This is a genomic window from Levilactobacillus suantsaiihabitans, assembly GCF_004745505.1.
GTDB lineage: Bacteria > Bacillota > Bacilli > Lactobacillales > Lactobacillaceae > Levilactobacillus > Levilactobacillus suantsaiihabitans.
Window position 1 is genome coordinate 135,134 of record NZ_RKLX01000001.1, and the last position, 14,880, is coordinate 150,013.

15 protein-coding genes are annotated in these 14,880 nt (G+C 54.7%); 8 read left to right on the plus strand and 7 right to left on the minus strand.

Annotated features, from left to right (window positions below; genetic code table 11):
* Positions 1–202 precede the first annotated feature (202 nt).
* The 3 genes from EGT51_RS00595 to EGT51_RS00605 all read right to left on the minus strand — a co-directional run bounded on the left by EGT51_RS00595 (position 203) and on the right by EGT51_RS00605 (position 3,650).
* Complete coding sequence (locus tag EGT51_RS00595; protein ID WP_135366861.1) at positions 203–532, minus strand: hypothetical protein; 330 nt, start codon at positions 530–532, stop codon at positions 203–205.
* A 198-nt stretch (positions 533–730) separates the two neighbouring features.
* Complete coding sequence (locus EGT51_RS00600) at positions 731–2,449, minus strand: phosphoenolpyruvate carboxykinase (ATP) (RefSeq protein ID WP_135366862.1); 1,719 nt, start codon at positions 2,447–2,449, stop codon at positions 731–733.
* 313 nt (positions 2,450–2,762) lie between these two features.
* Positions 2,763–3,650, minus strand: a complete 888-nt coding sequence (locus EGT51_RS00605; RefSeq protein ID WP_135366863.1) for a LysR family transcriptional regulator — start codon at positions 3,648–3,650, stop codon at positions 2,763–2,765.
* Positions 3,651–3,816: 166 nt separating this feature from the next.
* Here EGT51_RS00605 and EGT51_RS00610 point away from each other — a divergent pair, with 166 nt between their 5' ends.
* The 4 genes from EGT51_RS00610 to EGT51_RS00625 all read left to right on the plus strand — a co-directional run bounded on the left by EGT51_RS00610 (position 3,817) and on the right by EGT51_RS00625 (position 7,568).
* Positions 3,817–5,049 carry an MFS transporter gene (locus tag EGT51_RS00610; protein WP_135366864.1) on the plus strand — a complete coding sequence of 411 codons (1,233 nt, stop codon included), beginning with the start codon at positions 3,817–3,819 and terminating at the stop codon, positions 5,047–5,049.
* A 51-nt stretch (positions 5,050–5,100) separates the two neighbouring features.
* Positions 5,101–5,952, plus strand: coding sequence for a quinate/shikimate dehydrogenase (locus tag EGT51_RS00615; RefSeq protein ID WP_135366865.1), 852 nt, complete (start codon positions 5,101–5,103; stop codon positions 5,950–5,952).
* Between the two features lie 14 nt (positions 5,953–5,966).
* Positions 5,967–6,785 carry an SDR family NAD(P)-dependent oxidoreductase gene (locus EGT51_RS00620; protein ID WP_135366866.1) on the plus strand — a complete coding sequence of 273 codons (819 nt, stop codon included), beginning with the start codon at positions 5,967–5,969 and terminating at the stop codon, positions 6,783–6,785.
* Positions 6,786–7,133: 348 nt separating this feature from the next.
* Entirely contained in the window at positions 7,134–7,568 is a 435-nt protein-coding gene (locus EGT51_RS00625) for an ASCH domain-containing protein (RefSeq protein WP_135366867.1), read from the plus strand.
* A gap of 61 nt (positions 7,569–7,629) precedes the next feature.
* Here EGT51_RS00625 and EGT51_RS00630 read toward each other — a convergent pair whose 3' ends face one another.
* Complete coding sequence (locus EGT51_RS00630; protein WP_135366868.1) at positions 7,630–9,042, minus strand: MFS transporter; 1,413 nt, start codon at positions 9,040–9,042, stop codon at positions 7,630–7,632.
* A 189-nt stretch (positions 9,043–9,231) separates the two neighbouring features.
* On the opposite strand from EGT51_RS00630, the gene EGT51_RS12885 reads away from it, so the two are divergent.
* The 3 genes from EGT51_RS12885 to EGT51_RS00640 all read left to right on the plus strand — a co-directional run bounded on the left by EGT51_RS12885 (position 9,232) and on the right by EGT51_RS00640 (position 11,295).
* Positions 9,232–9,405 (plus strand): hypothetical protein, encoded by a 174-nt coding sequence (locus EGT51_RS12885; RefSeq protein WP_164505563.1) that lies wholly within the window; start codon positions 9,232–9,234, stop codon positions 9,403–9,405.
* 141 nt (positions 9,406–9,546) lie between these two features.
* A complete protein-coding gene (gene map, locus EGT51_RS00635) occupies positions 9,547–10,341 on the plus strand; it encodes a type I methionyl aminopeptidase (RefSeq protein WP_135366869.1) in 795 nt (264 codons plus the stop codon).
* A gap of 237 nt (positions 10,342–10,578) precedes the next feature.
* The gene (locus EGT51_RS00640) at positions 10,579–11,295 is read left to right on the plus strand and encodes a demethylmenaquinone methyltransferase (RefSeq protein WP_135366870.1); all 717 of its coding nucleotides are present in this window, start codon (positions 10,579–10,581) and stop codon (positions 11,293–11,295) included.
* A gap of 826 nt (positions 11,296–12,121) precedes the next feature.
* Here EGT51_RS00640 and EGT51_RS00645 read toward each other — a convergent pair.
* The gene (locus EGT51_RS00645; RefSeq protein ID WP_135366871.1) at positions 12,122–12,973 is read right to left on the minus strand and encodes a helix-turn-helix domain-containing protein; all 852 of its coding nucleotides are present in this window, start codon (positions 12,971–12,973) and stop codon (positions 12,122–12,124) included.
* A 166-nt stretch (positions 12,974–13,139) separates the two neighbouring features.
* Complete coding sequence (locus tag EGT51_RS00650; RefSeq protein WP_135366872.1) at positions 13,140–13,769, minus strand: DNA-3-methyladenine glycosylase; 630 nt, start codon at positions 13,767–13,769, stop codon at positions 13,140–13,142.
* 57 nt (positions 13,770–13,826) lie between these two features.
* Here EGT51_RS00650 and EGT51_RS00655 point away from each other — a divergent pair, with 57 nt between their 5' ends.
* Complete coding sequence (locus EGT51_RS00655) at positions 13,827–14,219, plus strand: DUF488 domain-containing protein (RefSeq protein ID WP_135366873.1); 393 nt, start codon at positions 13,827–13,829, stop codon at positions 14,217–14,219.
* Here EGT51_RS00655 and EGT51_RS00660 read toward each other — a convergent pair.
* Positions 14,173–14,850 carry an HAD-IA family hydrolase gene (locus EGT51_RS00660; RefSeq protein ID WP_135366874.1) on the minus strand — a complete coding sequence of 226 codons (678 nt, stop codon included), beginning with the start codon at positions 14,848–14,850 and terminating at the stop codon, positions 14,173–14,175. The two genes, EGT51_RS00655 and EGT51_RS00660, sit on opposite strands and share 47 nt — an antisense overlap.
* Positions 14,851–14,880 lie beyond the last annotated feature (30 nt).

Sequence of the window (14,880 nt, forward strand, 5' to 3'; positions counted from 1 at the left end):
CTGGCTCCACCCCTAGCTGACTCCGGCGAGATTGGGTGTTTATCATGACTTAGTGTTGGTCTGGTAGCCAGCCATCCGTCAAGGTATCTCTTTAAATTTCAATGACAATTAGAAAACGATAGACGAACAAGCGCCGTGCTTGCCGTCTACCGTTTTTTGCGTTTCCAAGAGATTTCTGTCCGCACTGAAACCGCCTCATCTATCAGCCCACCAGCGGTACCAGCAGATTGCCGATCACGATTAGAGGAGCGGTCAAGAATACTAGTGCCCCTGCCGCAACATCACTGCCTATTCGGGGGGTTCCTTGTGACGACTGAACCTCGCGTTGCCACCGCTTAACCTGGCTAGCGGCCCACGGAAAGGTCAGGTAGCTGCAGACCCAGTACCAGGACACCTCGTTCCAAGCAAACAGCGCCGGACTCAGCGTTAAGCGCCCCGTCAGCCACAACAGTCCCACCAATAACGGCAAGGCCTCGGTGTACCCCACCAGGTCGTGGCGCAGCGATTGGCCTAATTGTTTTGTATTGCGCACCGCCATCACCTTCTTTAATACCCTCAGCATAGTCCCGCTTGCCTGAATTGCCAGCGTTGTGAAATAGCCCGTGACGGTTCGTTTAGTGAAAATGCCAATAGTGGCTTAGCCGTTTAGGGGTGCGTGCAAACACCCCATTTTCCCCAACCTTAAGTCACCAAAAAAGCCCAGGCACTCGGCCCGGACTCCGTGTAAAACTCACATTTTCAACAAGACTTGCAACAATTCCCGCGCCGATTCGTTCAGCTTGTCTTGGGACTTGTCGTTGCCTAGGTGGGTATAGATTTCGCCCACGTAGACGTCGTCGTGGAACAGTTGGTCGAAGACGGCGTCGATCACCGGCTTAGTGGCCGCCTGTTCTTGGACAGGGCCGAATGGGTTGGCGAAGAACGTCGTGCTCATCCCCACCTCATCCGTGGTGCCCAGCGCCTTTCGCTTGCCGGCCACGAAGGTCGCCTTGGCAGATTCCTGGTCAGTAAACCGGTGAATGCCGATGGCGTCATCGTAGTTGTTGGCGTAGACCCACATGTCGATTTCGTGGTGCGCCACGATGCGTGACCAGGTGTTGGCCGGGATGATGACCCGCGCGTTCTTTTGCTCGGGGTTCATGTATACCCCCCGGTCCATGTTGTTGAAGGCCACTTCGCTACTCAGGTCATCCAAGCGGACAAAGGCCCCGGTCTCCGTGCCTTGGGCGTAGAGTTTGCCGTCAGCCAGCGTGAAGCTCCCCATGTCATCGAAGATGGTTTCGATGTTGACGATTTCTTCGTCGGCCACATTTTGCAGAGCCTCGATGGACTCGGACTTGCCGGCCCCGGAATCGCCGAAGAAGACCACCGTCTTGGTTTTCCCGTTGGCAAAGGTGATCTTGACCATTGAGCCGTGGATTGGCAGCTTCTTTTCCGCAATCATGTGGAGATTGTGCAGCGTCAAGCACATCTTCTTCATGTAGCCGAAGTAAGTCGTCTGGTCGTTGTACGGCACTTGGCCGACGTAGATGCCATTGGCGGCGTCGTAGAAATAGTGGCCGTTTTCTGGTTGGTCATCACTGGCAACGCCGGGTGTCCCAAATAACAGGACCAAGTCGGGCTTTTGCCCAGCAATTTCCTGGCTATCGGCCAACTGGAACAAGTTGGCCAGTGCAATTCCGGAAGCCAAGTAATCCCGGTGGAAGTAAATGTACGCCAGGCTCTCGCCAATCTTAGCGGGGTAACAGAACCAATCGTCTTCGGTCCCCTGGAAGTTGTCCAACGGGTTGACCTTGGTCGCCGTGAACAGGCCCTTACGCTTGTTACTCTTGGTGTGCAGCATCATTGGTGGCCGCAACATCAAGCGGCTGATGAAGCGAATATTTTTCAGCTTTTCGTAGCCGGCCGGTTCTGGCCACTTGACCTGTTCCAGCAGGACACACGCACTGGAACCGGCGCTGATTTGCCGATAAACGTGGTTGGCGTGCCCCTGTAGCTTCTCTTCGATCGTCCGGTACAGCCGAATGACTAAGTCATTAAAATGTTGGTCGATCGTCATAAATTCACTGCTGACCACATCATTTTGCCGGACTGTCATCGTGGCGACCCGCAGATACGTCCGGTAATACGAGTACAGGTCTTCGATGCTGGCCAAGACTTCACTCGCCGGGAACTGACGGGTAGCGTTCGGCTGATCAGTCAAAATGGCCTTGACCGTGTCCAAATACGTCTCCGGTGAAACCAGATTAAACGTGCCGGCCGGATCCGCGTCGGCGGGCACCTTATCGCGTTGTTCATCCAAGAACAGCCGCACGAAGCTGGCGAGCTCCTGACTGTTGACCAAATCAAAAATGCTGGTGATGAAGCGGGCGTTATAGTTGAGCACCGCCACACTCCGGTCTGGGTTCGCGTAAAACGCGGCTAAATCAATCGGTTTCGGTGTTTGCATGCAAAAACCCCTTTCAAATTATGTAGCCCCTATCGCTGCTGGTCGACTGGCCAGCGGACACTGACGACAGTCGATCAACCAGTACCGCCAAAATCAATCGGCGTTGACCTTAATACATCATTCTAGCCTAAATCCGTCCCGGTGGGAAGCAACTTCGTCAAAATCGACTGGCACCTAAAAACCAGCCCATCAGTCACGCCAATTCGCTCACACCCCTGTGCTTCCAGCCGCAACACCCATTAGCGACGTGGGGCAACGGTCGGTAACGCCACCACCGCAACCAACCGATAAGCCGGTCCAGCACCACTGCCTTCTACTTTTGCCCTGCCGATTGAAAGACTTGAAACAGCTGACGCAGGGTATCGTGTTGCGGATTATCCGCGCGGTACATGGCGTAGATGACCCGCAAGTCTTCGGGTACGTTGACCGGAATCTTGACCACGTCAAAAGCTTCCAGGTACAAGGTGTCTGCGACCAACCCGACGGCCGCGCCGGCTTGAACCATCCCGGCGATCGAGATCTCATCGGGATAGGCCGCGTCGACCTGTAGCTGGTCGGCCACGCCCTGCCGGCGCAAGGTGCGCTGGACTTTTTGGCCAATCAATAGGTCGGGCGTATAGGTCAACACCGGATACGCTGCCAGGTCCGTCAAATCCAACCGCGGCTTAGCGGCAAGGGGATGGTCGGGCGCCACGATGACGATGAAGGCCTGCTTAAGCAACGGCTGATACAGCACCCCGGCCGCGCGACTGTCCGTAGCGGCGATGCCCAGGTCATATTGCTTGGCGGCCAACCCGGTCTGAATCTTTTCGGTGGTCACACTGTGGAGCTCGAAGCGGACCTGCTGGGTGTGGGCTTGTTCAAATTGATGCAAGACGCGCGGCAAATAGGTCCCGATCACCGTGGGGATACAGCCGACCCGCAACGTCACCGGCTGCGTGGCATGGGCCGCCTGAAGCCGAGTTATCCCGTCATCTAACGTCTGTAGGCTTTGTTGGACCACTTGCAGGAGCTGCCCACCTGTGGATGTTAGCACAATGTGGCGCCCCTGTTTGACAAATAACGGCAAATCTAACTCGTCTTCTAATTTATGAATCGCGGTCGTCAGACTCGGTTGACTGACCCGCAACTCTTGGGCTGCCTGGGTGTAGTTCTCCAACCGCCCGACACATTCAAAGTAGCGTAATTGATTTAGGTTCATGTTCGTCCCTCTGTTCTATCTTTCACAATCTATAGGCATAGACTATGAATCGTTGACCAATCGGTAGTGGTATTTTTCCCTCCTCCACCTTAACATAAAGGGCGTAGAAAACGTTTTCTAATTCGAACTTATTCAATTCCTATTCTATTCAAGGCGGTGTTCAATCATGGAAGCAACTCACACAACTCCAGTATCCGGCCACCGACGGCTCATCTTTACCGCGGCCTTTATCATCATCTTCTGCTGTTCCGCATCCGCAGCGTTTTCTGTTTTCGCCGACACTTTGGTGAAAGCCACCAGTGCCACGGCCTCACAGGTGGCCCTGACCCTGACGATCTATCAATTCTTCATGGCGGCCTTCGGGATCCTGTCCGGGCGCATCATCGACCACTCTTCTCCCAAGAAACTGATGTACGTCGGTGGCTTTATCTTTGGCCTCGGCTGGTTTCTCGGGGCCTTCGCCCACAACATTTGGTTCCTGTACTTCTCCATCGGCATCCTCGCCGGGAGCGGCAACGGTCTGTTGTACAACCCTTCGCTACTGACGACGCTGAAATGGTTCCCCGAAAAGCGCGGGACGATTTCTGGCCTGTTGTTAGGCGCCGCTTCGCTCGGGCCGCTGGTCTTGGCCAAGGCCGGTGCTTGGCTCTGTGATACCATGGGCGCCAACGGCTTGATGCCGATTGGGATTGCCTATCTGGCGTTGATCTGGCTGGTCGGTTGGCTAATGGCTTCTCCAGAAACGCCGGCGCAAGACACCAATCAACCCGCACCGGCCACGACCGGTCAATCCCCTAAGCAAATGATGGGGTCCTTAAACTTCTGGCTATTACTCTTGCTGTTTGCGATTGCCTGCACGGCCGGCATCATGTTGATTGGGTCGCTGTCTTCCATCGCGCAGATTCAGCTGCAATTGACCCCCATCGTGGCGGCGAACTTCGTGGTCGTCAACACCCTGGCAAACTTCTTCGGTCGGATGATTACGGGGCGGGCCGTCGATAAATTAGGCGAGACTCGCACGTTACTGGTCATCTTATGCCTGACCATCATCGGCCTGGCCGGCCTGCGCTTGGCCACCAACATTGCCATCTTCACCATCTTCTTGATTGTCTTGGGGGCATCCTTTGGCGGCGTGCTGGTCGTCTTCCCAACCTTGACCGGTAAGACGTTTGGCCAGAAATTCTCCGGTACCAACTACGGCATCATGTTCTTCGGATACGCGATTGGGGCGCTGATTGGTCCGCAAATCGCGACGCTCTCCATGAATGCCGGCGCCGGGACTCACGCCTACTACGGCTCTTACTTAGTTGCCATTGGCGTGGCCGTCATTGGGATTCTGATTGACCTGTACCTGATTCACCAAGGCATCGGTAAGCACACACCAGCCCCTACCGACTAATCTTTCTGGCTGAGAAACGAACTTTAACCCATAACCAAAGGAAGTAATCTTATGGAAATCGATGGACATACTAAATTAGTGGGCCTGATCGCCCACCCGGCGGGACACTCAAAGTCTCCTGCCATGCACAATGCGGCCTTTGACCTGGACGATATCAACGCGCGCTTTCTGGCATTTGACGTTGACCCAGACCAACTCCCCGCTGCCGTCAACGCCCTGCGCGCCTTTAAAATGCTGGGAGCCAGCGTCTCCATGCCGTTCAAGCAAGCGATCATTCCGCTCCTGGACCACCTCGACAAAACCGCAGAACTGGTTGGTGCCGTCAACACCGTGGTCAACCACGACGGCGAACTGACCGGTTACACCACCGATGGTATCGGCTTCGTGGAGGCGTTAAAAGACGACGGTGTACACTTGACCGGCCAGACCATGACGCTGGCTGGCGTCGGCGGGGCCGGGACACCCATTGCGATTCAGGCGGCCCTCTCCGGCTTAACGACGCTCAACGTCTTCAACATCAACGACCCGTCCGTGGCCAACGCTAAAAAGATCGTCCAAATCATCAATGACCAGACCGATTGCCACGCGACTTTCTATCCACTGGAAGACCGGGACCAATTTAAACAAAAACTCAGCGAAAGTGACGTCTACACCGACGCGACCGGCCTAGGCATGGGCAAATTGGTCGACCAGACCTTGGTGGACGACCCCAGTTGGTTCCACGCCGACATGACGGTCTTTGACACCGTCTATGCCCCAAGCGTGACCAAGCTGATGGGCGTGGCTAACCAAGCCCACGTGGCACACGTCATCAACGGGCAAGGCATGCTACTGAACCAAGGCGCCGCGGCCTTCAAGTTGTGGACGGGACAACCGATGCCCTTAAAAGATATGACACTTTAGAGGAGGAAAAACACATGGCAGATTGGTTAGGATTAGCAGAAAAAGTCTGTGTCGTCACCGGTGCGGTCGGTGGTATGGGCGCTAAAATTTGTGAGGCTCTGGCGGAACAGCACGCCACCGTCGTCGCCCTGGATATGGATCAAGACAAAACGGCGGAACTGGTGACCACCCTGATTAATGAGGATCACATTGCTGGACTGGCAGTCACCTGTGACGTGACCAAGGAAGCCAGCGTCCAGCGCGCCGTCGATCAAGTTAAGGATACCTTTGGTCACGTTGACGTGGTCATCAACACCGCGGGTATTCTCAAGTTCGACCCCTTGGAAGACCTGGACTACGCCACTTGGAAACAAGTCTTAGACGTCAATTTAAACGGCTACTACCTGATTACCCATGAATTCGGTAAGCTCATGATTGCCCAAAAGCACGGCACCTTCGTCCACATCTCCACGGTGGCCAGTGACATCCCCGAAACCTACAGTGGCGCCTACAGCACCAGTAAGGCTGGCGTTAACATGCTCTCCAAGCAGGTGGCGGCTGAATGGGGAATGTTCGGCATCCGCAGTAATGTCCTCGAACCGTGCCTGGTCAAGACGCCCATGTCAGCAGCCTTCTACGCGGATCCAGAGGTGGAAAATGGCCGCAAGTCCCTGACTGCCAGCAAGCGTATTGGGACCACCGACGACATTGCGAACGCTATCTTATTTTTGGCCAGCGACCGGTCCAGCTACATCAACGCCACCGGCCTCGCCATTGACGGTGGCTTCAGCGTGATGATGCAAAACCAAATCCCTAAGCCCGGCGGCCGCCGCGGCTTTGCGGAAACACATTAATCGAATAGCCATTAAAATCCCGTTGATGTTGGTAGCGATGCCAGCATTGGCGGGATTTTTTGGTGTTACACGGCAGAATGGTAGCGGTAAACTGGCGGAAAACCGCCCAGTCCCAGCCCCATGAAAGTACTGCTCAATAACAGATGCTTAATCAGTGGTCGCATGTGTCTCTTCCCCTCTTCGATTGCCATCAACGACTAACAACAGCACCATCATACTACTAACAGCAGGCTTAGTCCAGCGTGTATATTATTAATGCAGTTATAATTATGCCACAACAAATTTAATATTGGACCTCCCCATCCCAGTGGCGTATAGTATTCTCAATACATACGAGGAGGCCTTCTCATGGACGTAGAAATTTTTTGGCAACAGTTTAAAAACGCTCACCCAGAAGTCACGACTAATCATCACGACACCTATGCGTTTGGCAGTGACGCTGACGCTTTGGCTCACCTGGTCAAAATCGGTCGCAAGACAGCCACCACTTCGGCCCTCGAGCTGTACGAAGCCGACGAGCCGTTGCCCTACGTGGGGGAATATAACGTTATCTTAGACGGCCACGACCAGCCGGTGTGTATCACCCAAACCAAGGTGACCGAGGTCGTTGCGTTTGATCAGGTCACCCAAGAACATGCCTATCACGAAGGTGAGAACGACCGGACTTTGACCAGCTGGCGGCAAGGCCACCGTGACTTTTTCACCGCGGAATATCAAGCCGTGGGGCGGACGTTTAACGAACAAATCCCCTGTCTTTGCGAGGTCTTTGAACGCGTGGATTAGCGGCAGTAAAAAGGAGCGGATCTCTTGTGTGGAGGTTCGTTCCTTTTTAATGGTTACCATTTTAGGCTTGTTGTTTCCGCCCATCGCGCAACATGGCCGCGAAGATCCAGCCGACCACGGCGACGGCCAAGAAGGTGACGAAGACGGCGTGGTAGCCGGCCAAATTAGCGGCGGCGTGACCCGCGACCTTAAGGTGATCAGCCGTGACCATCGCAAGAATCAACGTGGCGACGGCGACCCCGGTCGACCCTAAGATCTGCCGAACAGTCGTAATGACCGCCGTCCCGTGGGAGATCAGTTGGTCGGGCAAGGAATTGGCACCTAACGTGACCGCTGGCATCATGACGAAGGCATTGCCGCCCTCAATCAAAGCGGCCGTAAGAATCATCGCCACTAAAGACTGTTGACTGGTGACCAGGGTCAGCCACAGCCAGCCCAAGACGATCATGGTCATCCCCGTCAACATGGTGGCCTTAAAGCCAATCTTGTCGGCTAATTTCCCAGTCAACGGATTCAACAGACTCAAGACGACCGCCCCGGGAACCAGTGCCATCCCGGAAGCAAATGGCGAAATGCCTAAGACTCCCTGATAGTACAACGGGAAGATGATGGTGACGACGATCAGGGCGATGTAAGATGCCCCCGTCAACAGGACGGCCAGATCGAAGTTAAACGTCTTCAAGACCCGTAGATCCAGTAACGGCGTCGCCACGTGAAATTGCCGGTAAACGAAGTAGGCCACGGCCAAGAGACTAACGGCCAGCAGCGCCCCCATGGCCCCCCAGTTCACGGCCGTCTTGCCGATTTGGTTGACCACGTAGAGAATCCCGATGAAGCCGACACTACTGAGGACGGACCAGTAATCCAAGTGCGCCTTGTGTTGCGGCATCACGTCCTTGACCGTCTTTAACGCAATCACGAAGACCACAGTGATGATGACCATGAAGACCACGAACAGCCCTTGCCAAGTCGTGTAACGCAAGACGATTCCCGAGATGATGGGACCGACCGCTAACGCCGAGCCCATGACCAGGCCAGCGAAGCCCATGACACTACCCCGCTGTGCTTCTGGCGTGATTCGCAACATGACCGTCTGGTAGGACGGAAACATGATGCCGACCGCCATGGCCTCCATCACCCGTCCCAGCATCATCAGCGGAAAGCTGGTCGCCAGGTAAATGATGAACGTGCCGACGTCAAACAACGCCAGGACGCTTACAAACAAGACTGGAAAGCGGATATTATTTAACAACCAGGGACTGACTGGCATCATGACCACCATCACCAGCATGAAGCCGGTGGTCAGCCACTGGACCGTCGACGCCGGCACGTTAAAGTACTTCATTAACGTCGGGTACGCGGTCGATAGCGATGATTGACTGATGGACATGGTGAACGTCCCCGCTAGCAACGTCCAGATAAAGGCCAGGTGGCTGTAAGGCCGCCCCTGTAAATCGATTGGCTGTTCTGCCATGTAACTCACTCCTCATTCCCACTTTAGAAACATTATTAACTGACTTCTATCCTAGTCCTTTTCCGCGTCGCTGTAAACCAAACGCACGCCACCTGTTGAACGAAGTTACTTATTGGGCAATCTTTGTTACAATAGGGTTAATCACCGCAGCACTCGTTGCGAACTACGGAAAGAATTGAGGGCAAAACCATGGACTTAGTAGCATATTTAACCGATGAAATCGAGTTTCTCACGGAACAAATGGACCGGGCCAAGCAGGAAAAAGACAACGCCATGAATTTCTTGTGCGATGCCCGGATCACGGAAGCCAAACGCATCTTAGACCAGGTCAACGCCGGTAAGATTACCAGCCTGAAGGCCTAGTTTTTTAAGCCGAGCGCCAGGGTGTGCTGGGCTTTTTTGCTGGGAGATTGCCTCGCGACGAAAAGTTTTGACCCAGTCATTCGCCGAACGGGGAAAATAGGTGTACATTAGAAGTAGTTAAAAATTTTAGGAGGTCACACATTGATTACAATTAAATCAGACCGTGAAATTAAAAAAATGGCGGAGTCCGGTGCCGTTTTAGCTGGTGTCCACAAGGGCTTACGGGACATCATCAAACCTGGTATCTCCAGCTGGGAAATCGAACGTTTCGCCAATAAATATATTGCAGAACATGGCGCTACGCCTTCCGAAAAGGGCTTCGAAGGCTACAAATACGCCACTTGCGTCAGCGTGAACGATGAAGTCGCCCACGCCATCCCCCGCAAGGAACTGTTGTTAAAGGAAGGCGACATCGTGGCCGTGGACATGACGGTCAACCTGGATGGCTTTGAAAGCGACTCTTGCTGGACCTACGCGGTAGGCAAGATCAGTCCGGAAGCCCAACACCTGATGGACGTCACCAAGAAGTCCTTGTACCTGGGCATCGACCAAGCCGTTGTCGGCAACCGTATCGGTGACATTGGCCACGCCATCCAAGCCTACACCGAAGGCCAAGAACACATGGGTGACGTTCGCGAATTGATTGGTCACGGCATTCAACCGACCATGCACGAACAACCTAACGTCCCAAACTACGGGGAAGCTGGCAAGGGGCTGCGGTTACGCGCCGGCATGACCATCACCATCGAACCCATGATCAACCTGGGAACCTGGGAAATCGCTTCTCGGGAAACGGCCGACAAATCCTGGGAATACTACGTCACGGCTGATGGCTCACTGTCCGCACAATACGAACACACGCTGGTCATCACGGATGACGGTCCCAAGATCTTGACCTCCCAAGGCGACGAGATCGACAAGAAGTACCTGCTGTAAAACTTAACCATTGGCGCCAGGATTTGGTTCATTTCCTGGCGCTTTTGTTTTACACTGAGGGTTAGTAGACAAAAATCAGCTAGAAAGCAGGGTCACCCTGGCTGCCTCCGGCAAGTTGACGTTTATCAGCAACACTGTATTGGTCGAAAGCCAGCTGACAACCACTAATTCTAGCCGTTTTTTTGATTCTCAACCTTTAGCTGCACACTAAACCTAACTTACCTAGGGGGCATCACCATGACTTTAACCAATCACACACCGGAAGACACGGTGCAAGATATTTTTAACCGCATCGCACCACAATACGACCAAATGAATAGCGTCATCAGTCTGGGGACCCACCGGCTCTGGCGTCAACAGGTCATGCGCGCCATGACGCTTCACGCCGGCGACTTTGCCTTGGACCTGTGCTGTGGCACTGGCGATTGGACCCTGGCCTTGGCAAAGGCAGTCGGTCCCCGCGGTCACGTGGTGGGATTGGACTTTAGTCACGTCATGTTGCGCGAGGCCGACCGCAAAGTCCGCGCCGCTGACCTGGCCAACCGCATCACCCTCCGTCAAGGTGACGCCATGCACCTACCTTACCCGGATAACCACTTCAACGTCGTCACGATTGGCTTTGGCCTGCGCAACGTGCCGGACGCCAACCAGGTCCTACGCGAAATGGCCCGGGTGGTCAAGCCTGGCGGTCAGGTCGTGTGCCTGGAAACGTCACAGCCGACCAATCCCGTGATTCACGCCGGCTGGCAAGTGTACTTCGGCCACGTGGTCCCTCTGATGGGACGCTTGGCCCATCACTATCAGGCCTACAACTACCTCCAACAGTCCACGCACCGTTTCGTGTCCGTGCGTGAACTGGCGGACATGTTCGCAGCGGCAGGGTTATCCCAGGTCCACTACCAACAATTCAACCTGGGCGCTGCGGCCGTACACTTCGGCGTTAAACCGTACTAACCACGTCCACTGGGCTGATTGCCTGGCGTTCGCTAAATTGACGCGTGACAGACAGCGCCGTTCGTTAGATCCCCATACAGTTACTAACGAAATGAAATCGCTTTTTGTGACCCCCATTATTCGGTTCTTAACCTTTTCTTTAAGAACTGAGGGGTGAGAGATAAAAATCAGTCGTTTACAGCTTCGTAGTTCAAGCTGGCCGCCTACCGTTCGCCAAATGGGGTGGAACGGGTCGAGCCAAAAGGCGGTCTCGACGCCTCGCCTTGAGCCGAAGAACACGTCTCAAAGTGGCCTCATGGTCGAAACATGCGCCAACAGGCAACTGGTTCCGCCTAACACCGTTAATGCTCGCCAGTTAACCGCCTGTCGTCACACTCTTTTTAAGCGGCTGAACCCATATTTGGCGAACTCTCGGCTACGGTAGTACGTGTTAGTAACAATTATCTTAACCCCAGATAGGAGTTACATTGATGACTAGTCTTTCATTAACACAGTGTTACTGATAACTGCCAACTTGCCGGAGGCAGCCAGGGTGGAGCCAGCTGTGTCGGCGGTGTTGGCTGAGGTTTTTTCTCAGCCTACAGCGCGGGACGACTTGAGAGACTGACGGATTTTGTCAGGCTTTCAAGCGAACCGGAAGACCGCTCCTCAGGCTGGAGGTGTTCCCCAGAGCAGGCGGAACCCTGGCTGACGTAGGCTCTGGTTTCACTAGTTTTAATGGACAAAATGCTGTCGTTTCGGGAAGTTAACGTATTGATTCATCTTTTACTCTTTAAAAAGTCAATTAAAAAAGCTCAGTGCCGGCACCTGCCAGGACTGAGTTTTTTTAGTCTTGCGGAAACGCCGCAATCTGTTTTAACAATTTTTCGTTGCTGTTCAACCGCGCAAAGGCCGCGGCATCCTGCAAGTCTTGCTTGATTTGGGCCGGTTCGCCCGCCTGTTGCTGGGCGTTGCGGGCCCGTTGGTACAGAATCTTCGCCAGGTAATAGGTCACGTGGTAGCGAGCACACACGTCCACGCCGTAGTTCAACAGCTTGTCGCTAGCCTGTAAGTCACCAGTTTGCCCGTAGAACTGACCGGTGTAGTAAATGATGTTCAGGGACCGCCAAATGCTGTGGTTGTTTTTGAAGGTCAGGTTGTGGATCTCGCCGGCCACCTTGTTGAAGTAAAATTCCGCCCGAATGTGGTCGCCGTCCTGGTTGTACGCCACGCCCATCCCCGTGTAGGCCAACAGGGAGTACATGGAGTGATGACCCTCATCAAAGCGGTTCAAGATTTGCGAGAAGTCGTAGAGTGCATCGGCAATCGCGCCGCCGTTCAACGCCGTGACGTAACCGCGGATGAAGTAGTAGCGCATCTGAAAGTTGAGCGTGCCATTGGCGGGATCGCCTAGCTTGTCGAGGCTGGCCTGAGCAGCGTCATACTCGCCCACCAGCAGCTGGAATTCCGCCTGTTCCAGGGCCTGGGAGCGCACCGAGTCCTCATCATGGTTCAGGGGGAAGAGGTCATTTAGTGTCAATTCAAGCCGGTCACACAGTTGTAAGAGAATCTTGAGTGACGGGACCTTCCCGTTTCGTTCAAATTTACTCAATGTCGCTTGGGTACAAATTCCTTGCGCCAATTGGTCTTGGGACAGATGAAGTCGTTTTCGCGTTTCAATAAAGATATCAATGTTCATGAATTGTGCCATCCCTTAAAATATTCTAGGTCAATTATAGCAATTAATGATGCGCAAGCCTAGCTGATTTCTGCCGAACTGAAGCGTTATCCCAAAACAGATGCGGAACCCGTCCGATGACCGTTTGCTCTAAAGAGCAGCTAGTCCAGGCCCACAATCACCCGCGCTACGCTTGCCACCCATGGTGTTCTCGGTCCCAATCGCGTTTGCGGCTGCCGGAAACGAACGGATTGCCGGCCACGATGTAGCGCAGGGGCCGCTCTTGCCAACTACCAGCGCTGACGCCGACGCGCGACGTGGCCGCCACTGCTCTAGGGTGACGCGTGGCTTGTTCCGTGATCGTCAGATTGTTGGCGCCCAGCATGGTGCGGTTCAAGTCCTTCGATTGCAGGCCCAACGCCGCCGTTAATTTGCCCGGCCCATTGGTGATATCCGGGACGGGCTTGGCGCGATGCTGCTGCATGAGGGCCAGTCCTTGATGGGGTTCGATGCCCCGAATCAGGATTCCTTGTGGGGTCCCGGCCGCCTGGGTCGCTACGTCTAGCATGTAGTACCCGCGGAGGATGTAAATGTAAATGGTCCCCGGCGCATCGTACAAGGCCGCATTGGCCGCAGTGTAGCGGCCGTTGAAGGCATGGGCCGCCGTATCCTGTTCACCCAAATAAGCCTCAGCCTCAACGATCCAGCCGCTCATAGTCCCCGCAGGCGTCTGGTAGATCAATTCGTGGCCCAACAAGTCCTGGGCAATCTGGGCCGTCGGGCGGCCGGTAAAGAAGTCAGCTAAGGTGGTAGTCATTGTTTTTTCTCGCTTCCCTTTCACTATGGTAGAATTGACTCATGGAGATGGTCAACTATGGCAATTAAACTCGAACGTATTTACACAAAGCCCGCGGATCTAGCCGGTTATCGCGTGTTGGTCGACCGCTTGTGGCCCCGCGGTATTTCTAAGGTCAACGCGCAACTGGCGTCCTGGGAAAAGGAAATGGGTCCGTCGACGGAGCTGCGGAAATGGTTCAATCACGACCCCGAAAAGTTCCCCGCCTTTCAAGAAAAATACCTGGCGGAACTCGCAGCCAACCCAGCCTTACCGGATTTCTTAAACCTGGTGGCGACGCAGCTGGCTAAGCAAGACGTCATTTTCCTCTATGGCGCCAAAGATGAGACCCACAATCAGGCCGTCGTCTTAAAGGACCTGGTCCTCAAGCGTCTGGCTGACCGAGTGCCCGCAGAACGGCTGGCAGACTGAGGTCCCGCGTACTGGCCAACTGTGCGTCGGCCCCCGGTAGCGGGTCAACGTTAATGGCCACGGTCAGGCACCCGGCCGTCTTAGCGGCTTGCACGCCAGTCACGGTGTCTTCCAAGGCCACGCAATGCGTCGGGGCCAACCGCAACAACCGTGCGGCCGCCAAATACACGTCGGGAGCCGGCTTGCTGGCCTTTAAGCTACCGGCCGCCACGATGTGGGGAAAGTAGTCGGTCAACTGGAGACGCGCAATCTCGGCCGGCGCATTGGTCGAAGCTGACGCCAAGGCCATGGGGTAGCCCGCGGCCACCAATTCGTCCAAAAAGGCGGTGACGCCCGGCAAGCGATTGGCCGGCGTCATGGCCGCGACGTATTGGCGGTACAGGTCGTTTTCGTGATCGGTGATGGCTTTCATCTGCGCCGCATCGAACGCCCCTTGGCGATTGGCCGAGGCCAGAATCGTTTGTAGCGACCCCAACCGGCTCATCCCCGGCAACACCTCCGCCAAAACCGTGGTCCACGGAATGTGCAATTCCGCAGCGATGGCTCGCCAGGAGGCTAAATGATACTGCCAGGAGTCGGCAATGACCCCATGCAGGTCGAACAAGAATCCTTGAATCTTAGACGTGGGCATGCGCGTTTCCCCCTCTAATGGTTAAATGAA